Genomic DNA, 22,113 nt, shown 5'->3' with positions numbered 1-22,113 from the left:
ATCCATAAGTGACAGCCGAAGCCGCCTTTCAATTTCGAACCATGCAGTTCAAAATGTTATCCGGTATTAGCCCCGGTTTCCCGGAGTTATCCCAGTCTTATGGGCAGGTTACCCACGTGTTACTCACCCGTCCGCCGCTAACTTCTTGAGAGCAAGCTCTCAATCCATTCGCTCGACTTGCATGTATTAGGCACGCCGCCAGCGTTCATCCTGAGCCAGGATCAAACTCTCCAATAAAGTTAGTTTGTCTAGCATCTAAAAATAAAAATTGACGTTTCACGTTGTTTGTTTCGTTCAGTTTTCAAAGAACTACGTTTTCGCTCACAAGCGACTTTATCAATATAACATTTTGTTATATTTTCGTCAACAACTTTTTCAATAAGTTGTTTTTCGTTTGTTTTGCTTGTTACCTTTCGTGGCAACGGATATAAATATACCAGTTTAATTATTAAAATGCAATAGTTTTTCTAATAAAATTTTTAACTTAGTAAAAAAGTATAAAAACAGCACATTTCTTCTATATAAATATAATTTCTCGCACCAGCAAGATCTATTATACCCACGCAACTCATACTCAAATAAAAAAAGCTTTGGAGAAATCTCCAAAGCTTAGTCTTGTTTATGACGCATAGCAGGGAATAATAATACATCACGAATAGATGGTGCATTTGTTAATAACATAACTAGACGATCAATACCGATTCCTAATCCACCCGTAGGAGGCATACCGTACTCAAGAGCTTCGATATAATCATCATCCATCATGTGAGCTTCGTCATTACCTTGCTCACGCTCTTTTAATTGAGCTTCAAAACGTTCTTTTTGATCAATTGGATCGTTTAACTCAGTGAATGCATTTGCATGTTCACGTGCAACGATAAATAACTCGAAACGATCTGTGAATCGTGGATCTTCGTCATTCTTTTTCGCAAGTGGCGAAATTTCTACCGGATGACCGTAAATAAATGTTGGTTGAATTAATTTATCTTCTACTTTTTGCTCGAAGAACTCATTAATGATATGACCAACTTCCATTGTATCCTTAATTTCTACATTATGTTCTTTTGCAAGCTCACGCGCTTCTTCTACACTCATCGGAGTCCAGAAATCCGCTCCAGAGTGTTGCTTAATTGCATCTACCATATGAAGACGTGTCCATTCTGGTTCTAGATTAATTTCATAATCACCATATTGGATCGTTGTTGTACCCAATACTTTTTTCGCAATATGAGCAACCATATTTTCTGTTAGTTTCATAATATCATTATAATCAGCGTACGCTTCATATAATTCAATCATCGTAAACTCAGGATTATGACGAGTTGATACACCCTCATTACGGAATACACGGCCGATCTCATAGACTTTTTCTAATCCGCCCACAATAAGACGTTTTAAATGAAGTTCAATTGCGATACGCATATATAATTCCATATCTAACGCATTATGATGCGTAGTGAAAGGACGAGCAGATGCTCCACCCGCAATCGCGTGCATCATAGGCGTTTCTACTTCAAGATAACCGTTGTCATCTAAATATCTTCTCATTTCACGAATGATTTTACTACGAGTAACAAATGTTTCACGACTTTCCATACTTGTAATTAAGTCTAAGTAACGTTGACGGTATCTTTGTTCAACATCTTTTAATCCATGGTATTTATCCGGCAATGGACGAAGAGATTTCGTTAAAAGCGTAAATCCTGTTGCTTTTACTGAAAGTTCTCCAACGTTTGTTTTGAACACTTTACCTTCAATACCTACTAAGTCACCTAAATCTGCTGTCGTAAATAACTCGTACTCTTCATCTCCAACAGTATCTTTACGAACGTAAATTTGAACTTGTCCGTGTAAATCTTGAATGTGTGCGAATCCAGCTTTTCCTTTACCGCGTTTTGTCATAATACGACCAGCGATAGAAACCGTGATTTCCTTCTCTTCTAATTCTTCTTTAGAGAATTCTCCATATAGACTTACTAAGTCGGTTGTTGAATTTGTGCGTTCAAATCGTTTACCGAACGGATCGATTCCTTGCTCACGTAAATTATGTAGCTTTTCACGACGAACAAGCAATTGGTCGTTTAATTCTTCGTGGTTCATGTTATCCATGATATTGATATCACTCCAGCTCTATTAATTTTTACAATATATACAGTATAGCATTTTCTACTCAACTAGAAAAACTGCCAGCAACTAACTGGCAGTTCTTCTTTCTTTCACGTAATTATAGGAAGTGTGTAGAAGAATGTCAATCTTCTCCGTCCTCCTTATTAACCAACGTAAATTGTTTGTTGTTTCGCCTCTACTTCTTCTACAAATGCACCTAATACATTCGCAAGGTCTTCACGCGTGTTGCAAGTATTGATACCATTACGCACACTCGCATTACCACGAACACCTTTTAAATACCAAGCCGCATGCTTTCTCATCTCTCTTACAGCAACATTTTCGTTCTTTAAATCGATAAGACGATCTAGATGCAACATACATACATCAATTTTCTCACGGACTGTTGGTTCCGGCATTAATTCACCTGTCTCTAAATACTTTACCGTACGATAAATCATCCATGGATCCCCAAGAGCTGCACGACCAATCATAACACCATCTACACCAATCTCATCAAGCATACGCTTCGCATCTTGCGGTGTTTCGACATCACCATTTCCGATAACCGGGATATTCACAGCTTGCTTTACTTGTTTAATGATATCCCAATCTGCTTTCCCTTCATACATTTGCACTCGCGTACGTCCGTGAACCGCCACAGCTTGTCCGCCAGCACGCTCAACAGCTCTAGCATTTTCTATTGCGAAAATATGTTCTTCATCCCAACCGATACGCATTTTAGCCGTAACCGGCTTTTCAACAGCATCTACAACCGCTGCTACCATTTCGTATATTTTATTTGGATCTAGAAGCCACCTTGCCCCCGCATCACATTTAACGATTTTCGGTACTGGGCAACCCATATTAATATCAATAATGTCTGCTGTCGTATATTTATCTACGTATTTCGCAGCATCTACAAGCTTTTCTTTCTCTCCACCGAAAATTTGTAAACTTAATGGTTTTTCTCTCTCATCAATATATAACATATCTAATGTTCTTTTGTTATTCAGTAATATTGCCTTATCACTTACCATTTCAGCACAAACTAAACCTGCACCAAATTCTTTAACTGTTAAACGGAATGCAGAGTTACACACTCCCGCCATCGGTGCTAATACAACCGGATTTTTCATCTCAATATTTGCAATCTTTAACAATCAACCTACTCCTTCCCGCACAGTCACTTTGGCATTAATTCATCTATCGAAACATTTAACGCCTTAGCAACTTCTACTACAAAATCTTGAGAAGGCGATCGATTCCCTCTCTCAACTTCACCTAAAACAGATACTGATACCCCTAATTCTTTAGCAAAACCTTCTTGCGTGTAGCCTTTTAGCTTTCGAAAAGCACGAATGCGTCTTCCCCATTTTTCTGCTTCCATACCGTTACTCCCTCTCGCCTTTTCATTTCTTCTACTTGTGAACGTGAAATGTTTTGTTTTATATCCTGATTAATCTCTAACAACGGAACGATAACAAAAGCTCTTTCGAACATCCGCGGATGCGGAACAATAAGATTCTCTGCTTCAATATTCTCTTGATTATAAAGTAAAATGTCAAGGTCGATAGTCCTCGGCCCCCACCTAATTTCCCTTTTTCTTCCTAGGTCATTTTCTACTTTTTGTGTTACTTTCAATAATTCTTGCGGTGATAAATTGGTAGAAATTTTTATAACTAAATTTAAAAAACAACTTTGGTCAGTATAGCCAACTGGATCAGTTTCATACACTGACGAAACATCATCAACTTGAATATACGGACTTTTATTTAAAAACTGAATGGCTTCAGTTAAATACGTATAACGCTCTCCAATATTTGACCCTAATGCAATGTACGCTATATTATTCATGGACGTTCTCTCGTAATTTCTACTGCTACAGCGCGATAATGGCCCGGTATCGGCGGATCTGGTTTAATCACCTTAATTGTACACCGTGAAATACTTTTATATTGCTTTAATATATCTGCAGCAATATTTTCAGCGATACTCTCCACAAGCTTATACTTTCTATCCTCAACAACTTTTCTACATAATTCGAAAAGCTCTCCATAATTGACCGAATGCTCTAAGTCATCACTTTCCCCTGCACGCTTTAAATCCAACTCCACCGTTAAGTCAACTTTAAATCTCTGACCTAATCTATTCTCCTCTGGAAACACACCATGATAACCATAAAATTCCATATCATGGATATAAATTTTATCCAATTACCTTACCCCCTTACCAATCATCGCATCCATCATTTTAGCCATACGCGCCATTTCTTTCACATCATGGACACGAACAAACTCACAGCCCTTTTCAATACCAAGACAAACAGTAGCTCCCGTTCCCTCAAGGCGTTCCTCTACTGGCAAATCTAATACGTGCCCAATAAAGGACTTTCTCGAAGTACCTAAGAGAACCGGATAACCTAGCACATTTAACTGTTCTAAATTACGCATCGCCTCTAAGTTCTGCTCCGGTGTTTTAGCAAAACCGATACCTGGATCTAAAATAATATTCTCATCTCGCACACCAGCATTTTTAGCAATTTTAATACTGTCATACAAATCAGCAATCATATCCGCCATTAAATTACGATAATTCATATTATCACGGTTATGCATTAAAATGATGGGTACATCATAATGGGCTGCGACTTCAGCAATTTTTGGCTCCGCCTTCGCCCCCCAAATATCATTAATAATATGAGCACCAGCCTCAATTGCTTGCTTTGCAACTTCAGCTTTATATGTATCGATAGATATAGGTAATTTTACTTCTTTTGAAACTGCTTGAATCATCGGGACGACTCGCTTTATTTCTTCTTCTACTGATACTTTAGCAAAACCTGGGCGAGTAGATTCGCCACCAATATCAATAATATGAGCACCTTCACCTTGCATTTCTTTTGCGTGACGTACCGCAGCATCTACCTCGTTGTAACTCCCACCATCAGAAAACGAATCTGGTGTTACATTTAAAATCCCCATAATTAATGTCTTTTCATTTAAATTCAATGTATATTCGCCGCAGCGTAAATCATAATCCCACTTCAAACTACACATCTCCTCTTCGTAATTCATTTCTGCTCCATAATTTCTCTCTTTGCATTCCATAAAGGTACATTAAACTTTTTGTAACCACTCCTACTTTACCCGGGAAATCCTGCGCTTCTATACGATAAAGCGGAACAATTTCTTGAATGGAGTTTGTTACGAAGACTTCATCCGCTGAAAGTAGCTCATCTTTTGTAAAGAAACCTTCCTTTACTTCTATATTTAATTCTTCAGCACTCTTTATAATAAACGCACGAGTGATACCATTTAAAATACCTGTCTCTAACGAAGGTGTATATAAAACATCACCTTTCACAAAAAATAGATTCGAAACAATACCCTCTGCAACATAACCTGCTTCAGTAAGGAAAATACCTTCCTTGCTCACAACATTTCCAATTTCACGCTTACCTAAAATATTATTTAAATAGTGATGAGACTTCAGGCGAAATGTCCCTTCCGGTGTATTTCGCACTTGTTTTAAAATAACACCTTCTTTTTCTACTACATCTCCTGGAGCTGTTAAAGGTTTTATAAAAACAATAACCGAAGGCTCTTCGTATATTTCCGTTTGTAATCCTATTTCATCTATACCCGCCGATACATTAAAACGTACATATGCATGCTTCAATTCATTCTTAGCGAGTAAATCTTTCAAAATAAGCATCACATCATTTTTTGTCATTGTCCATTTAATTTGCAATGTATCCAGCGCCTCTATTAAACGGTCATAATGATCATCCAATAAGAAAGGATGACCATTATAAATACGAAACGTTTCAAAAACTCCAAGACCATATAAATAACCATGATCATAAGGAGAAATTCTCGCTTCACTTGCTTCTACATACTGACCATTTACGTAAATTAACATAATGTCGCACTTGGACTGTATTTACGAATGAAATTCTGCAATAACTCTTTCCCATGAGAAGTCATAATAGATTCCGGATGGAATTGCACACCCTCTATCGGCAATGTCTTATGACGAAGTGCCATAATTTCCCCTTCCTCCGTCCAAGATGTTACCTCTAAGCAATCTGGTAACGTCTCTTTCTTAACAATAAGGGAATGATAGCGCGTCGCAGTAAACGGATTAGGAATATCCGAAAAAATCGTCTTTCCATCATGATGCATAAGCGAAGTTTTCCCATGCATTAATCGCTCTGCACGAACAACTTCTCCACCAAACACTTGTGCAATAGATTGATGCCCTAAACAAACTCCAAAAATCGGAATCTTCCCCGCGAAGTATTTAATAACTTCCATACTAATCCCCGCTTCATTAGGACTACATGGACCTGGAGAAATCATTAGAAAATCTGGTTTCATATTCTCGATATCTGAAATCGTCACTTCATCGTTACGTTTAACAACGAGCTCTTGTCCAAGTTCTCCAAGAAACTGCACTAAATTAAATGTAAAAGAATCATAATTATCAATCATTAATATCATTTCTCTCACCTAACCGTTTCTTCGCTACGTTCTTTTGCACGCCATAAAGCAATCGCCTTTTTTAAAGACTCTTTATATTCATTTTCCGGATTTGAATCAATTACAATTCCCGCCCCCGCTTGTACATGAGCTTTTCCATCTTTAGCAAGAAGTGTTCTAATTACAATATTCAATTCTGTATCTCCAGAATAACCAATCCAACCGATTGAACCTGTATAAATCCCTCGGCGAACAGGTTCTAATTCCTCAATAATTTCCATTGTACGTATTTTCGGGGCACCAGTAATTGTTCCACCAGGGAATACAGCCTTCACTAAATCAAAAGCATCTTTATCTTCTTCCACCTCACCACGCACATTAGAAACAATATGCATAACATGTGAGTATTTCTCAATTACCATAAATTCATCTACTTCTACAGTGCCATATTTACAAACACGCCCTAAATCATTTCTTTCTAAATCCACAAGCATTACATGCTCTGCTCTTTCTTTTTCGTTCTCAATTAATTCTCTTGCTAATTCTTCATCCTCTTGCTCATCCGCGCCTCTAGATCTCGTTCCAGCAATTGGTCTTGTACTTACTTCAGTTCCTTGTTTCTTAATTAACAACTCTGGCGATCCACTAACAATTTGAAAATCCCCAAGCTCCAGGTAACCCATATATGGAGATGGATTAATTTCACGAAGACTTGTATAAATTTCTAGTGGATGCGTTTGTAAAGTTCTTTCTTGTCTCGTCGACAAGTTTACTTGGAACACATCACCCGCCCCAATATATTCTTGAATACATTCAACTGCCTTCATAAAGCCTGTTTCTGTAAAGGCAACCGCTTCATTTTTCTTTTTAGGACGTTCAAACGGCATAGTCACTTCAGGCACTTCTGCCACCCAAAGATCCTTCCATTCATTTAAACGTTCTTCTGCTTCTGCATGCTTATCTACATAATGTGTAATAATCCACAATAGCTTTTCTTTTTGATCATAGACAAACACATCGTCAAATAATAAAAAGTATATATCGGGTATATTCAGATCATCCTCTGCAAGAGAAGGGAGTTTTTCGATATAACGGATACAATCATAACTAAAGTAGCCAATTGCACCACCTTGAAAAGGCGGGTACTCTGGATTGTAGTCTGTTTTCCATTTCTCCATATATTCTTGCATTAAATCTAATGAATTCCCTCTTTTTATTGTTTCCTTACCGCTTTCACTTATATGTAACTTTTCACCCTTCCCTTGGATTACCGCTACCGGGTTTAAACCCACTATGTTATAACGACCGCCACGTCCACTTTCCAGCAAAATATGTTGCGGCTTATCCTGAGAAAGAAATTTATATTGCTTAAAGAAATCTAACTGATATGGAATAGAAAGCGCTAAAGATTTTCTTCGTTGCATATCAACACCCCGTCTTCTTTTATCCCACCCTCTTAGATGAACCAGCTCCAACTACATAAGTTATTTATATAGAGATTGATTATACTCGAAGGCTAGTGAAAATAATTTAATTATACTACCTCTTATTTTACATGAAGTTTTCTAGTCATTCACTCTTTTCCTATTTCCAATCCAAAAAGAAAAAGCATCCTTTTTCAAGGATGCTTTTTCAATCGCATTTAATTATGATTCAAATTGATAAAGTGGTGTACTTAAATAACGTTCACCGTTACTCGGGATAATAACAAGTATCTTTTTCCCTTTACCTAACTTTTTCGCAACTTCTGTTGCTGCATAAATAACTGCGCCTGAAGAGATACCAACTAAAATACCTTCCTCTTTAGCCACTCTTCTTGCATATTCAAATGCTTGCTCTGTTTTCACTTGAATAATTTCATCATATACTTCTACATCCAACGTCTCCGGAACAAATCCCGCCCCAATTCCTTGGATTTTATGTGGACCTGGTTTCCCACCAGATAATACTGGTGAATCTGCAGGTTCTACTGCATAAATTTTAATATCTTTATACGCTTCCTTCAGCACTTCACCAGCACCAGTAATCGTTCCACCTGTACCAATACCTGCAATAAACGCATCTAATTGGTCGCCCATTTGTTCAATAATTTCTGGACCTGTTGTTAAACGGTGAATTTCTGGATTTGATTGGTTTTTGAACTGTTGTGGTATAAAGTAGCCATGCTCTTTCGCTAATTCAGTCGCTTTACGAATTGCTCCACCCATCCCTTCAGGACCTGGAGTCAATACTAATTCAGCACCGTAAGCACGTAATAAATTACGACGCTCAATACTCATTGTTTCTGGCATTACTAAAATTGCATTATATCCTTTAGCAGCCGCTACCATCGCTAAACCAATCCCTGTGTTACCACTTGTTGGCTCAATGATTGTATCGCCCTCTTTTAACAATCCCTTTTTTTCAGCATCTTCAATCATCGCTAGTGCAATACGATCTTTAACGCTACTCCCTGGATTCATAAATTCTAGTTTTAAGTATATATCTGCGCTGTCTGATTCTACGATGCGGTTCAACTTAACGATCGGCGTTTTCCCGATTAATTCTGAAACTGATTGTGCCACTCGCATTCCTGTCACTCCTAACACCAAGTATTTTTATTGGTTTTATCTATATTTAGATTTTGTCAGAAAATTCCCTGTTTGTCAATCTATTCGGAGGGTTAATCCCCTTATTACAAATTCTCAATTAAATTTGTAATATCTTCTTTAGAGAACTTGTATCGTTCATTACAGAAATGACAATGAACTTCTGTTTCTTCTTCTTCTTCACGAATTTGCTCTAACTCTGTTTTACCTAAACTAATTAACACACTCTCAATACGTTCACGTGAGCACGTACAATTAAATTGAACATCCATTGTTTCTAATACTTTTACTTTATCTTCTCCAAGGACTGCATATAGTAGCTCTTCTGGAGAAAGACCTTGTTCGATTAATGTTGATACAGGCGGGATTTTTTGCAAACGATCTTCAATGAATGAAATTGTTTCTTCCTGTGCGCCCGGCATAATTTGAAGGATAAATCCACCCGCCGCTAATACGCTGTCATCTCCATTTACAAGTACACCCACACCAACAGAAGAAGGCGTCTGCTCAGAAACTGCGAAATAATACGTGAAATCTTCCCCTAGTTCTCCCGAAACGATTGGAGATTGACCGATAAACGGCTCACGCATACCAATATCTTTAATTACTGTTACAAACCCTTCTGTACCTACCGCTTGATATACACGTAATTTCCCTTGTTCCGTTCCTTCAAAATCAACATGTGGATTCGTTACGTAGCCACGTACATCCCCATTTGCATGAGCATCTACTAAGATAGGGCCAATCGGACCATTACCTTCTACCTTAATCGTTAACTTTTGATCACCTTTTAACATCGCACCCATCATTGTACCTGCAGTTAAAGAACGACCAAGTGCCGCCGAAGCTGTCCTCCATGTATCATGACGTCTTTGTGCCTCACTTACTGTATTCGTTGTACGTACACTATACGCACGTACTTCTCCATCAAACGCTAACGCTTTTACTAAATAATCTTTCATACCTATTTATTCACCTTTCTCATGCTGTAAATTTGCATTACGCTCATATAACATATACAAGCCTTTTAACGTTAAAAATGGATCTACAATATCAATTACATTCGATTCTTCTGAAATTAATTTCGCCAATCCACCTGTTGCAATAACTTTCGGTTCTTGTTTAGCTTCTTCTTTCATACGCTTAACAATACCTTCCACTTGTCCTACATAACCATAAAGAATACCTGATTGCATCGCACTTACTGTATTCTTCCCAACAACACTGCTCGGTTTTGTAATTTCAATACGAGGAAGTTTTGCTGCCCTACTATATAAAGCCTCTGCTGAAATCATAATTCCTGGCGTAATAACTCCACCCATATAATGCTTTTCTTCATTAATATAACAATATGTAGTAGCCGTACCAAAATCAACAATAATAAGTGGACTTCCATACAATTGGATTCCCGCTACTGCATTTACAATTCGATCTGCGCCTACTTCACGTGGATTTTCATATTTAATATTTAGCCCCGTTTTTATTCCAGGCCCTACTACAAGCGGTTTAATTTTAAAATATTTTTCACACATACGTTCTAAAGCGAACATAATTGGTGGTACGACTGAAGACACAATAATACCTTTCACATCTTCAAACGAAAGACCCTCATGATCAAGTAACTGTTTTACAAGCATTCCATATTCATCTTCTGTCTTATGACGATCTGTTTCCATGCGCCAATGCTGACGAAGTTCCCCCTCTTCAAACACGCCTAGTACAGCATTTGTGTTCCCTACATCCAATACAAAAATCATATTCTCACCACTTATCTTATTTAATCTATATTTGTGTAGTATGTATAAAACTTATAAAAACATCATATCACACATACTTATATAATCAGCTTTCCTATCCTCATCATTTTACAAAAAGATTGCTCTCTATTTCAATTTTTAATACTAGTTTTACTTAAATTACTTTATCCACTAAGCCCTTAATAGTAATTAACAAAAATCTTAACAAACAAAAAAGGAGTGACGATAGTCACTCCTTCATTTCTTACTTATCTTCTTTATCTTCATCGTCTTTCTTCATATTGATGTTTACTTTCACATCATCTGAAGATGTTGGACGCTCAGGTAATCTGCCATAATCATATAAATGATTAATTTGCTCTGCGTCTAATGTTTCTACTTCAAGTAACGTTTTCGCGATAATATCAAGCTTATCTCGTTTTTCAGTAAGAATATGTTTCGCACGAGCATAACATTCTTTAATAATTGTTTGCATTTCCACATCAATTTCATGTGCGATTGCATCACTGTAGTTTTGTTCTGAATGGAAGTCTCTTCCTAAGAATACCTGACCACCTTGTGAGCTACCAAATTGCATCGGTCCAAGCTTATCACTCATACCGAATTCCGTAACCATACGTCTTGCAATACCAGTTGCACGTTGGAAATCGTTGTGAGCACCTGTACTTGCTTCACCAAATACAATCTCCTCAGCTACTCGACCACCAAGTAAACCAGTGATTTTATCAAGTAACTCTGGCTTTGTCATGAAGTAACGATCTTCCTTCGGAAGCATTACCGCATATCCACCAGCCTGACCACGAGGGACAATTGTTACTTTATGAACGACATCAGCTTCATCAAGAACAACACCAATTACAGTATGGCCTGCTTCATGGAAAGCAACGATATTACGTTCTTTTTCAGAGATAACACGACTTTTCTTAGCTGGACCTGCAATAACACGATCCGTTGCTTCATCGATATCACTCATGTCAATCTTCTTCTTATCTCGACGTGCAGCTACTAAAGCAGCTTCGTTTAATAAGTTTTCAAGATCCGCACCAGAGAATCCTGGTGTACGAGTCGCAATTGCTCTTAAATTAATATGCTCATCAAGCGGTTTATTACGCGCATGTACTTTCAGTACAGCTTCACGGCCATTTACATCTGGACGATCTACTGTAATTTGACGGTCAAAACGACCTGGACGTAATAACGCTGGGTCAAGAATGTCTGGACGGTTTGTCGCAGCAATGATAATAATACCTTCGTTTGCACCGAATCCATCCATTTCAACAAGTAACTGGTTCAATGTTTGCTCACGCTCATCATGACCACCACCAAGACCTGCGCCACGTTGACGACCTACTGCATCAATTTCATCAATGAAAATGATACAAGGAGCATTTTTCTTTGCATTTTCAAATAAATCACGTACACGTGATGCACCGACACCGACAAACATCTCTACAAAGTCAGAACCACTGATAGAGAAGAATGGAACGCCAGCCTCACCTGCAACAGCACGTGCTAATAAAGTTTTACCTGTACCTGGAGGTCCAACTAATAGGACACCCTTCGGAATACGGGCACCAACTTCAGAAAACTTACGAGGGTCTTTTAAGAATTCAACTACCTCGACAAGTTCTTGTTTCTCTTCATCCGCCCCAGCAACATCTCTGAAACGAACTTTTTTCTTTTCATCATTATATAACTTCGCCTTACTTTTCCCGAAGTTCATAACACGGCTACCGCCGCCTTGAGCCTGGTTTAATAAGAAGAAGAATAAAATGAAGATGATGACAAACGGAATGATTGAAGTAAAGAATGTTACCCAAGCACTTGTTTCTTCTGCTGGTTGATACTTAACTTCGGCACCTTTCGCTTTATCATTGATTTTCTTTTGTAATTCCTCAGTATTTGGTGCATAAGTAACAAATTGTTCTCCTTGGCTAGAGTTATTGAATTGTCCTTTTACCTCAAATACACCATTTTTCGGTTGAAGTTGCACATTACGCACTTCACCGCTTTCTAGTTTAGTAATGAATTTGTCGTAGCTAACTGATGTCGTTTTTTGTGTCGAACCATTAAAATAGCTCACGATTCCAATTACTACTAAGAATATCAGTAAATAAAAGATGGTATTACGGAAGATACGATTCATTCCTAACCTCCTCTCACGGCATAAACACTATAGTAAATCGTAACATAGAAAAACTTTCCTATACAATTGTAAAGCCTGTATTTAATTAATTTGAGTAAACGCTTGGTTTTAATACGCCTACATAAGGAAGATTACGGTACTGCTCTTTATAATCTAATCCATATCCTACTACAAATTCATGTGGAACAGTAAATCCAACATAATCCGCTTTCAGATCAACCTTACGGCCTGTTGGCTTATCTAATAATGTAACAATTTTTACAGACTTCGCTTTACGATATTTGAATAAGTCTACTAAGTAGCTTAGTGTAAGACCACTATCAATAATATCTTCGACGATTAAAATATCGCGACCTTCTACAGAAGTATCAAGATCTTTTAAAATTTTCACTTCGCCTGTTGAAACTGTAGAGTGACCATAACTAGATACAGCCATAAAATCCATTTCAAGATATGTATCTGTTCTCTTTAATAAATCTGCCATAAATGGCATTGCGCCTTTTAATACACCAATTGCAAGAGGTACTGTGTTTTTATAATCCTCTGCAATAACTGCACCTAGTTCGCGCACCTTTTCTTGTATTTGTTCTTCAGAAATTAATACTTTTTCGATATCTTGATTCATCATTTCATTATCCTCCCGGAAGACTCCTTGCTTTTGTAGTGAATAATCATATATTTACCCTTCTTTGCCATCTCTTTCGAAATTGCAAATGCAGATCGCTTCAACAAGGGTACCCAAATAATGTTCCCACTTGCATCACAAACGACCGGCCATTCTTCTCTTTTTTCTTTTGGTACTTTCGCTTCGATAAAAATAGCTTTTATCTTTTTCGTGCCATCCATACCTTGTATTGACATGCGATCTCCATTTTCCCTAGAACGAATACGAAGTGGATATGATATATCATTATACTTAGCAACAAATACTGTTTCATTCATGTTACTTGGTATATCTTCGCTCACCTCTGTTACAAATTCATCCCCGTTCAATAGTGTAATGGTCCCGGGTACTGATAAATCTTGCAAAAAAGGAGAGACAATTTCTTGTTTAAATCTAAAGCTACACTCCTCGTATGTGCGAACAATTTTCAAATCACCTGGAAAATCAAGTGAACCTGAAGGTTGTGTCCGCTTAAAAAACTCAATCACCTTGTCAATATGTATAGAAGAAAGAGAAGATGGAATCTTATATTCATAAAGATAGTTTAATATTAGTTGAATCCCTCTTCTTTGTAAAGGCATAGACATGGATTCAAAGGCAGGAATTGATAAGCTAATTTGTTTATCACTTTTTTTTGTAATTACTTTATTCATTTTCTCAAAAGCTAATTCCTGCAAATAAGCCTCATCCTCTTGCATCTGCACGCTAAATTTTTGGAATTTCTCATGCATTTGTGGATTTTCTTCTTTTAAGTGAGGAAGGACATATTTACGTAATCGATTCCTTGTATATACTTCCTTTTTATTACTCGGATCTATACGTGGAATTAAATTTAGCTTATTACAGTAATCAACAATTTCTTCCTTCGTTACCCCAAGTAACGGCCTAATTAAATATCCATTATGAAAAGGACGCTTCACTGCAATTCCTGCATATCCTTTCGGAGTACTCCCTCTTACAAGACGCATTAAAATTGTCTCGACTTGATCATCTCCATGATGTCCAAGAGCAACATATCTTGCATCATATTTCTTCATTATTCTTTCCAAAAATGCATATCTGCATTCTCTAGCAGCAACCTGTGCATTCATTCCGTATTGCTGTTGATATTGTGATACATTAATCCTTATCGTTTCACAAATAATTCCCAGTTCTTCACAAAGGTCCTGCACAAACTGTAAATCCTCATGAGATTCATCACCTCTAAACATATGATCCACATGAGCTACTACAATTTCCAACTGTTTTTCCGCTCTTTTTTCTAATAAATAATATAAAAGGGCTAACGAGTCAGGACCACCAGAAACTCCCACAACAATTGTTGAATCATTCTTTAATACATCATGCTGCTTTACAAAGTCATCTACTTTTTCAACAAATGTATCTTTCAACTTCGCAATCACCTTTCATTAAACAAGAACAGCAACGTTAGTTACCTTGTCTATAATGGTACAACTTTTACAAACATTGTGCAAAAAAAAGATATACAAAAATTACATTTTTATCTTACATCCTCCGTGTATATTCATAAAATCAATAACATTACCTTTTCCCACAAAAAAACCTAGGTATTCACCTAGGTTTTTAAAATCAAATTATAGATAAACATTCCACTTATATTTTACTGCGCCTGCATTCCTACAATCGGAATCGTAGCCCACTTCGGCATATTTTTCTTCACTTTTGCCACCACAATAGTCATATCATCATTTATATAACCATCACAAGAGCGAATCACTTCTTCCATAATGATATCAGCAATTTCTTGCGGGTCTTCGGTTTGCAATTCTTTAATTTTCCGCTTCATCCATAATTCATGATTCTCTACATGCTGCGCGCCCTCAAAAATCCCATCGCTCATCATAATAAGGATATCGCCCGTTTTTAATTGTTCACCCACCACATCAACTTCAACATCTTCGATGATTCCCATCGGCAAATTACTTGCTTCAATTTTCAAAATATTATTCGCGCGTTTAACAAAACTCGGCGTTGATCCAATCTTTAAAAACCTAGCACTCGCATCCCGCAAATCTACCATAGCTAAATCTAATGTTGTAAACATCTCTTCTGTCGTTCTCAAAGAAAGGATTGAATTGATAGACTTAATAGCTATTTCTTCATCAATACCCGATTGGAGTATTTTTTGTAATAATTTCACCGTTTCCTTACTTTCCATATGAGCTCTTTGCCCATTACCCATACCATCACTAATCGCAAGTGCGTATTTACCAACACTTAAATCCATCATCGCATAAGAGTCACCCGAAACAAACCCACCGCCTTTTGCGGCTGTAGCCAATCCTGTATCAAGAGAATACGTCTTCGCCGAACCAAATGATATTAAACTGTGACCATTCGGATAAGAAGACTTTTCTTCATGTTTAACGACAATATTTTCTTTAAGGATATCCGAAAGCATCGGTGCAACTAACTTTTCACATTCACCATGTTCATTAGATGCAACTGGAATCAACATTTCAATATCAATACTTCCTCTATCTAAACAATAAATATCAACATGCTCTACTTCGACACCAAAATCACGGAACGCTTGCATAATCTGCTCTTCCTGCACTTGATGATTTTCACGCTCTCGTTGTATCTCCTTAGCAAAATCTTCCATAACTTTTGATACACCTAATAGTTGCTCCGCTACTATTCTACGATTTTCCTTCATTTGTTTTCGCAATTTTTGTCCCTCATAGAAGTGATCTAATTCACCCGCTACTAAATCCGTCACTTTTTTCCCTCTCACACAATGCTTGTCCCACTCACGAACTAATTTACGATTATGTTGCAGGGTTCCTTCTTCCGTTTCATTCATTATTTGTTTCATATAATCGTACGTTTTATCGAAATTCACTACCCAGCATTGATCCTTTTTAAAGCACGTTTGACATGTTTTCGCAGTAATTGTACTCAAAAACAAATCTGCTTCTGTCTCTTTATCTTCTTCCTCTACATACCCATATACAGAAAAACTATTAGATAAAGCAGCAAATACATTTGCGAATTGGTTGATTTTGTTCGCTGTAACATCACGCATCCTTCTTAAATATTGTTGTTGATCTTGCGAATGCTCTTGTGTACCTGGCATAAATTTAGCAATACGATCCAAAACAAGCTTTGGCGTTAATAAGAAGATAGCAATCGCTACACCTGACTCAATTAAAGTTGTTACAATATTTGTCTGCTTGTCTACATATAATGTAATTAAGCTTGTCCCTATTAATAAACCTAAACTAACACCTAAACGCTTCCCTTCTTTTAACAACCCACCAAGTAATCCAGAAAAAGCGAGAAGGCTAAGCTGAGACAAACTAGACACATTTGCTAAACTTAATATCAATCCTGTTACGACCCCCACTGTAGATCCTGTAGCAGCACCCGCAATAAATGCAAATACTAGTACTAAATACCTTGTAAAAATATGTTGAATAGAAGCATCATATACAAACCAATCTGTTGTACCCGTTAAAACAGATGCTAGTAATATAATCAAACAAACAATTTCTTCTGTCTCTAAAGCCTGTTGTTTTCCTTTCCTTTCCACTAAAAGTGGGACACTTTGTAAAAATATCATAGTTAATACGAAACTAAGCCCAGCCTCAATGGTACTAACGAGTAAATCGTACATGGTGACAGTTTGTTGCGCAAAATATACAACAACTAAGTGTGCGGTTAATGCGGAGATAAATACTTGAAATGGAACAAGTCCAACGGTTTTACGTGTAAATCTACTAAAGAAGATATTATAAATGAAGAAAGTAAAGATAGATGCAAAAGTAAAAAACAAATTATCTATCGAGACTGAAAGAGCTCCTCCCATTAGAGCTAAAAATGCTAGCGGCATCTTATCCCGCTTCATAACATAAACAGCAGCAAAAAACGGTAGTGCAAACGGTAAAATATTTGTTAATATATATGCTCTTCCCAAAAGAAAACCAATAACAACAATAATAAATCCCCATCTAAAGAAAACTTGTTCGAATTTCATTCGCAACTTACTCGTCCACTTTATTCCTCCAAGCTGACTCTCATTCATTGCCAATGCACTTGTATTCATAGTATTCCTTCCTGCTTTAGGCATATTTTTAACACCACCTGCATAGTTTAATTACTGTCATTATAAAAGATGATTGTTGGGATTTTTGTCAAAACAACAGTTTTCACTTTTATAATCGTTCGACTTTTTATTCGAAATAACTCTACAGATATACACGGTATGTAAGTTATCCTTGATTTTTTAATTAAATATTCAGAAAATATAGGGTGATTTTGTAGAAGTGTTGTATGTCTTAATCCATTTAACAAAAAAAGATCATGCAAATTTGCATGATCTTTTTAGATGACCCGTACGGGATTCGAACCCGTGTTACCGCCGTGAAAGGGCGGTGTCTTAACCACTTGACCAACGGGCCGTTAAAATAAATATAGCGGCGGAGGGGATCGAACCCCCGACCTCACGGGTATGAACCGTACGCTCTAGCCAGCTGAGCTACACCGCCATGTCGTCTTATTTAACGGACAATTAGTATCTTACATCAGATATTATTTAAAGTCAACACATCTTGAAAACTTTTTTAAAATATATTTTCACATATAAAAAAGCACCCTGAGCCATCACTCTGGGTACCTCTCTATATGTTAAAAACTAAACGGCCTTATTATCCGCGACGTGCGCCACGGCCACCACGTTTAGACTCTGTGTTACGCTTTAAAGAAGTTAAACGATCTTCGCTATCCTTTAAGAAGCGTGCCATCTTTTGCTCAAATGTTTCTTTTGGAGCTCGGTCGTTACCGCCACCACGATTATCTCTGTTGAAAGAGCGATTATTACGTTGTGGACGTCCAGAACGTTGTTGATCACCACCGCGTTGGTATTCACCGCGTGGACGATCTCCTTCTGTTTTTTCACGTTCTTTCGCTTTTTTGATAGATAAACCAATCTTTCCATCTTTTTCAACATTAATAACTTTTACTTCTACTTGGTCGCCCACTTTTAAGTGATCGTTAATATCTTTTACATAGTTATCAGCAACTTCACTAATATGAACAAGACCAGTTAAGCCTTCTGGCAGCTCCACAAAAGCCCCAAAATTTGTAATACCTGTTACTTTACCCTGTAACTTGCTGCCTACCTCGATTGACATAAAAAAAATGCTCCTCCTTAGTGGTTAAAAAGTCAAATTTTACTTTATTATATATAATCCTAAAATATAGTGTCAATAAGACATACTCTACTTCGAAACAGGAAAAATTATCTCCCCTTTACCAGAGAAGAAATAATCCCTTCTAGCAATCTTTAATACGTACTCTTCATCATTTAACTTTTGAACTTCGTCTTTTAGACTTTTTTCTTTATTCGTTAATGAATCCAGTTCTTTTTTCATGTCCTTAACTTTTGCTTCTTTTGCTTTAATGGAACTGTTTTGTTGATAAAACGTTACACTAATACTCGCAATAATTGTAAAAGTAAAGACAAGAAAAACCGCTAAACGGCGATAAAGTCGCTTCCTGTTCTCATCCGTTTGTATTATATGCTCTTTAACAGGATTTGGACTCTGTTTTTCGATTGTTCTTTGTCTCAGTTCCCTCATTTCCGAGGTCCCCCTAACTTCTTTTTTATACGCTCCCATATTTGGAAGATATGTCCCTTCAATTTTGCTATATATTGCAGGAACCCTATATGTTTCACTATAAAAAGTTTAACACGATTAGGGAGAAGTTTCCATATGAGCGAAGCAATAAATCGAACAGGCCAGAAAAAAACTTTCCATATGAAAAGTAATATCCAAATCACAATTTTCCATAACACATGTCCAATTGAAAGCAGTATACGAAATAAGAATAATATAAATGCAATAAATAGCTGCGCTATAATAATAACAGGTTTTATCATGAGTAGCTGTATAATTCGAACAAAAAAATATGTTGTTTGCATAAAAATATAGATGAGAAAATTTAACAGCTTCATGTATAGTGCTTTCAGTAAGCTTTGATATGCCGCAAAACCACATAACAATGCCAAAAACACATATATACGTAGTTCAGCTTCATTTACGAGAAGCAATACATAAAAGACGAATAATGCTTGGACAATCCAAAATAATATATCTTGTATAAATACAAGCCAACGTTTACGTTCTTGGCGCTTTAAAAAACGTTGATATGTATCTAAAGACGCTCCAATCCAAGCACCCATTCCAATCATTGAAAGCATTGTATACAACTGAATTGTTAGACTCATTTAAACAACTTACTAAAGAAACCTTTAGTTTTTTCTCCTTGATTTTCATCAATATACAGCATCTCATTAACTTTCCCTTTAATCGACACAATACCTTTTTCTACATCTAAATTTTTCATTTGTAAATTTTGACCACGAATCGTTAAAAAACCCATTACGGTCTCTAGCAAAAACTCTTCGCTATCAAAACTCTCTACCTGCTTCACACCGGTAATATCAATTATACGCCTGCCACGCATAATAATGTCATGTTCTACAGAAACATTTTGTTGATTAGAAGACGTAGGTGAGTAACCATTATTCACGTAAATCCCCCCATAGGTTTTTACTAGCTAATAGTAATGTATGAGGGGATACATGATTTTAGAACAAGCCTTCTTCCGCTTTTACTTTTTCTTCACGAACTAAGCTATACATATTTGCTGCATCTTCTTTTTTAGTTGTTTCTTTCAATTCATTTATTTTTACAGTCACTATTTTTTGACCAAAACGAATTGTTAATTCATCAGCTACTTTCACATCAGAACTCGCTTTTGCCACTTGACCATTAATAGATATTCTTCCTTGATCAGCTACTTCTTTCGCTAATGTTCTTCTTTTAATTAAACGTGACACTTTTAAAAACTTATCTAGACGCATATCAAATCCCCCTATTAACGCTCTGTTTGTTTCGCTTCTTCCCATAAAACATCTAACTGTTCTAATGATAAATCTTCCATCTCTTTATTCATTTCAGCTACTTTTGCCTCCATGTATAAAAAACGACCAGTAAATTTCTCATTAGTTGAACGTAACGCCTCTTCTGGATCTATTTTGTAATGACGGGCTATATTAACAAATGCAAATAGTAAATCACCAAACTCACCTAGCATCTTTTCCTCATCCATGTTTGTAACTTCTTGTTGGAACTCTTGCCATTCTTCCAAAGCTTTCTCTATCATCGGCTGCACATCAACCCAATCAAATCCAACCTTACCAGCTTTCTTCTGAATTTCAAAGGCGCGTAGTAACTGCGGCAAACTTTTAGGAACGCCATTTAAAACAGATTCTTTCACGAATCCTTTTTCTTGTTTTTTAATTTCTTCCCAATTGGCAATCACTTCATCAGCATTGTTTACATCCGTATTTCCAAATACATGTGGATGGCGACGAACCATTTTTTCAGATAGAGTTCGAATGATATCATCTATAGAGAACCAACCTTCATCTTCTCCGATTTGAGCATGAAGCATAACTTGTAATAATATATCACCTAATTCTTCTACTAAGTGATCATCATCCTCTTCATCAATTGCTTCCAACACCTCATAAGCTTCCTCAATTAAATATTTCTTTAATGATTGATGCGTTTGCTTTTTATCCCACGGACAACCATTTGGACCACGCAGGTCTGCAATAATTTCTCTAAGAACATCAAACTGTTGATACAAGGACGCACGCTCCTGAACAGGTGGCACGTACACACTTGTTAAATTATTCAATTCCGTTTCATGATCTAACATGTACAACGGTACCTTCTTTACTTGTTCAAATGAAGTTCCTGCAGCTGTTACGATATACACTTCATAATCATCTGGCAACATCTCCATTAATGTTAATTTCACATCAGATGCAACGAATGCATCATATACTTGGCAAAAGATTAAATGTTGACGTAATTCTAATTGCCCTCTTTCAAATGATGTAGCATCAAGTAATTGAAATCCTTCAATCGGATCAATTTTTAGGCTTGCAAACATAGGATCAAGGAAACTTTGTCCACCCTCAATTCGCACTTCAACATTTGAAACGTCTCCTTTTTCCAACAATAGCTGAACTGTTCTTTCTGCTACAAGTGGATGCCCCGGAACCGCATAGATAATTTCTGTACCTTCAGCTTGTTCTAGTAATTTATTCGCAATTGTTTCATATACAATTTCAAACGTATCATGTGCTTCATATACAGCATCAAAAGCCGTATATTGTATACCTTCTTTCTCCAATTCTTCTATAACCGGATGTTCCTTCGTTCTAACAAACAGATGGTCTGCTTCTTTTATTTTTCGATATACACCCATCGTTAGCTGATCTAATTCACCAGCACCTAAACCTAAAGCAGTAATGATTCCACTCACA

General features: G+C 36.8%; 22 protein-coding genes, 2 tRNA genes and 1 rRNA gene. All 25 read right to left on the bottom strand.

The window, feature by feature from the left end; translation table 11 throughout:
- Nucleotides 1-237 (bottom strand): 16S ribosomal RNA (locus ATL10_RS25800); the annotation flags it as partial.
- A 372-nt stretch (nucleotides 238-609) separates the two neighbouring features.
- Nucleotides 610-2,109, bottom strand: coding sequence for a lysine--tRNA ligase (lysS, locus tag ATL10_RS25795; protein WP_000369686.1), 1,500 nt, complete (start codon nucleotides 2,107-2,109; stop codon nucleotides 610-612).
- A gap of 161 nt (nucleotides 2,110-2,270) precedes the next feature.
- Nucleotides 2,271-3,269 (bottom strand): tRNA dihydrouridine synthase DusB, encoded by a 999-nt coding sequence (gene dusB / locus ATL10_RS25790; RefSeq protein ID WP_110497805.1) that lies wholly within the window; start codon nucleotides 3,267-3,269, stop codon nucleotides 2,271-2,273.
- Nucleotides 3,270-3,292: 23 nt separating this feature from the next.
- Nucleotides 3,293-3,496, bottom strand: coding sequence for a helix-turn-helix domain-containing protein (locus ATL10_RS25785; protein WP_000387030.1), 204 nt, complete (start codon nucleotides 3,494-3,496; stop codon nucleotides 3,293-3,295).
- Nucleotides 3,448-3,963 (bottom strand): 2-amino-4-hydroxy-6-hydroxymethyldihydropteridine diphosphokinase, encoded by a 516-nt coding sequence (folK, locus tag ATL10_RS25780; RefSeq protein ID WP_001059456.1) that lies wholly within the window; start codon nucleotides 3,961-3,963, stop codon nucleotides 3,448-3,450. Before folK ends, ATL10_RS25785 begins: the two co-directional genes overlap by 49 nt.
- On the bottom strand, nucleotides 3,960-4,322 hold the full coding sequence (gene folB, locus ATL10_RS25775; RefSeq protein WP_000358070.1) for a dihydroneopterin aldolase: 363 nt from the start codon (nucleotides 4,320-4,322) through the stop codon (nucleotides 3,960-3,962). The genes folK and folB overlap by 4 nt, the downstream gene beginning before the upstream one ends.
- Nucleotides 4,323-5,183, bottom strand: coding sequence for a dihydropteroate synthase (gene folP, locus ATL10_RS25770; RefSeq protein ID WP_002103948.1), 861 nt, complete (start codon nucleotides 5,181-5,183; stop codon nucleotides 4,323-4,325).
- Nucleotides 5,158-6,030, bottom strand: a complete 873-nt coding sequence (gene pabC, locus ATL10_RS25765) for an aminodeoxychorismate lyase (protein WP_016513295.1) — start codon at nucleotides 6,028-6,030, stop codon at nucleotides 5,158-5,160. The genes folP and pabC overlap by 26 nt, the downstream gene beginning before the upstream one ends.
- On the bottom strand, nucleotides 6,024-6,611 hold the full coding sequence (gene pabA / locus ATL10_RS25760; RefSeq protein WP_000602297.1) for an aminodeoxychorismate/anthranilate synthase component II: 588 nt from the start codon (nucleotides 6,609-6,611) through the stop codon (nucleotides 6,024-6,026). The genes pabC and pabA overlap by 7 nt, the downstream gene beginning before the upstream one ends.
- A gap of 5 nt (nucleotides 6,612-6,616) precedes the next feature.
- Nucleotides 6,617-8,014, bottom strand: a complete 1,398-nt coding sequence (gene pabB / locus ATL10_RS25755) for an aminodeoxychorismate synthase component I (RefSeq protein ID WP_090978610.1) — start codon at nucleotides 8,012-8,014, stop codon at nucleotides 6,617-6,619.
- A gap of 222 nt (nucleotides 8,015-8,236) precedes the next feature.
- Nucleotides 8,237-9,160 (bottom strand): cysteine synthase A, encoded by a 924-nt coding sequence (gene cysK, locus ATL10_RS25750; RefSeq protein ID WP_069354737.1) that lies wholly within the window; start codon nucleotides 9,158-9,160, stop codon nucleotides 8,237-8,239.
- 104 nt (nucleotides 9,161-9,264) lie between these two features.
- The gene (hslO, locus tag ATL10_RS25745; RefSeq protein WP_000656367.1) at nucleotides 9,265-10,140 is read right to left on the bottom strand and encodes a redox-regulated molecular chaperone HslO; all 876 of its coding nucleotides are present in this window, start codon (nucleotides 10,138-10,140) and stop codon (nucleotides 9,265-9,267) included.
- A gap of 6 nt (nucleotides 10,141-10,146) precedes the next feature.
- Complete coding sequence (locus tag ATL10_RS25740; RefSeq protein ID WP_000578365.1) at nucleotides 10,147-10,935, bottom strand: type III pantothenate kinase; 789 nt, start codon at nucleotides 10,933-10,935, stop codon at nucleotides 10,147-10,149.
- A gap of 244 nt (nucleotides 10,936-11,179) precedes the next feature.
- Nucleotides 11,180-13,081, bottom strand: coding sequence for an ATP-dependent zinc metalloprotease FtsH (gene ftsH, locus ATL10_RS25735; RefSeq protein WP_001079669.1), 1,902 nt, complete (start codon nucleotides 13,079-13,081; stop codon nucleotides 11,180-11,182).
- Nucleotides 13,082-13,166: 85 nt separating this feature from the next.
- Nucleotides 13,167-13,709 carry a hypoxanthine phosphoribosyltransferase gene (gene hpt, locus ATL10_RS25730; RefSeq protein WP_000981846.1) on the bottom strand — a complete coding sequence of 181 codons (543 nt, stop codon included), beginning with the start codon at nucleotides 13,707-13,709 and terminating at the stop codon, nucleotides 13,167-13,169.
- On the bottom strand, nucleotides 13,706-15,136 hold the full coding sequence (gene tilS, locus ATL10_RS25725) for a tRNA lysidine(34) synthetase TilS (RefSeq protein ID WP_000655457.1): 1,431 nt from the start codon (nucleotides 15,134-15,136) through the stop codon (nucleotides 13,706-13,708). Before tilS ends, hpt begins: the two co-directional genes overlap by 4 nt.
- Before the next feature lie 230 nt (nucleotides 15,137-15,366).
- Nucleotides 15,367-17,838 (bottom strand): stage II sporulation protein E, encoded by a 2,472-nt coding sequence (gene spoIIE / locus ATL10_RS25720; protein ID WP_001123550.1) that lies wholly within the window; start codon nucleotides 17,836-17,838, stop codon nucleotides 15,367-15,369.
- 259 nt (nucleotides 17,839-18,097) lie between these two features.
- Nucleotides 18,098-18,169 (bottom strand) — tRNA-Glu (locus tag ATL10_RS25715).
- A 13-nt stretch (nucleotides 18,170-18,182) separates the two neighbouring features.
- A tRNA-Met gene (locus ATL10_RS25710) sits at nucleotides 18,183-18,256 on the bottom strand.
- Between the two features lie 159 nt (nucleotides 18,257-18,415).
- The gene (locus tag ATL10_RS25705) at nucleotides 18,416-18,901 is read right to left on the bottom strand and encodes a S1 domain-containing RNA-binding protein (RefSeq protein WP_000021451.1); all 486 of its coding nucleotides are present in this window, start codon (nucleotides 18,899-18,901) and stop codon (nucleotides 18,416-18,418) included.
- An 87-nt stretch (nucleotides 18,902-18,988) separates the two neighbouring features.
- Nucleotides 18,989-19,348, bottom strand: a complete 360-nt coding sequence (gene divIC / locus ATL10_RS25700; protein ID WP_001208739.1) for a cell division protein DivIC — start codon at nucleotides 19,346-19,348, stop codon at nucleotides 18,989-18,991.
- A complete protein-coding gene (gene yabQ, locus ATL10_RS25695) occupies nucleotides 19,345-19,998 on the bottom strand; it encodes a spore cortex biosynthesis protein YabQ (protein ID WP_000059781.1) in 654 nt (217 codons plus the stop codon). Before yabQ ends, divIC begins: the two co-directional genes overlap by 4 nt.
- On the bottom strand, nucleotides 19,995-20,303 hold the full coding sequence (yabP, locus tag ATL10_RS25690) for a sporulation protein YabP (protein WP_001059104.1): 309 nt from the start codon (nucleotides 20,301-20,303) through the stop codon (nucleotides 19,995-19,997). Before yabP ends, yabQ begins: the two co-directional genes overlap by 4 nt.
- Nucleotides 20,304-20,361: 58 nt before the next feature.
- Nucleotides 20,362-20,637, bottom strand: a complete 276-nt coding sequence (locus ATL10_RS25685) for an RNA-binding S4 domain-containing protein (protein WP_001234876.1) — start codon at nucleotides 20,635-20,637, stop codon at nucleotides 20,362-20,364.
- Nucleotides 20,638-20,651: 14 nt separating this feature from the next.
- Nucleotides 20,652-22,112 (bottom strand): bifunctional methyltransferase/pyrophosphohydrolase YabN, encoded by a 1,461-nt coding sequence (yabN, locus tag ATL10_RS25680; protein ID WP_110497803.1) that lies wholly within the window; start codon nucleotides 22,110-22,112, stop codon nucleotides 20,652-20,654.
- Between the last annotated feature and the right edge of the window lies 1 nt (nucleotide 22,113).

Source organism: Bacillus sp. 196mf (genome assembly GCF_003217275.1).
Classification (GTDB): Bacteria; Bacillota; Bacilli; order Bacillales; family Bacillaceae_G; genus Bacillus_A; species Bacillus_A thuringiensis_S.
Note: the sequence above shows the minus strand (reverse complement) of the source record. Positions and strands in the feature narration are given on the sequence as shown.